Source organism: Mesorhizobium sp. M00.F.Ca.ET.216.01.1.1, assembly GCF_004010325.2.
Taxonomy (GTDB): Bacteria; Pseudomonadota; Alphaproteobacteria; order Rhizobiales; family Rhizobiaceae; genus Mesorhizobium.
Map to the genome: position 1 here is coordinate 1 of NZ_SADR02000346.1, position 327 is coordinate 327.

Consider the following 327-nt stretch of genomic DNA (forward strand, 5'->3'; position numbering starts at 1 on the left):
TACAAGGAGCCTGAAGTGGCGCTCTGCACCGCCGGCATCGGACTGGACGTCATCGGTTGGCGCCATCACGTCATACCCGCAACCGAGAAAGCGAGGATCGTCTCTGAATTCCCGAGGCTGGGAATGAAGCAGAAGATGACGAAGTGCTTTTGCCGCATCGTCGAGAAGAATCCGGAGACGACCTACGACAACTTCACACGGGATTTCGGTGAGCGGTTCGTTCCGGGTTATAAAGCGCCCTCGGTAGTTGATCTCGTCCTGTGTGCGCCCTTCGACGAATGATAGTGGGCGTGCGACTCCAATCCGGCGTGCTGGGTCCAAGGCAAG

General features: G+C 57.8%; 1 pseudogene. It reads left to right on the forward strand.

Annotation, left to right across the window (positions count from 1 at the left end):
* Positions 1-282 (forward strand): annotated as a pseudogene (locus tag EN859_RS36410) (hypothetical protein); the annotation flags it as partial.
* Positions 283-327 lie beyond the last annotated feature (45 nt).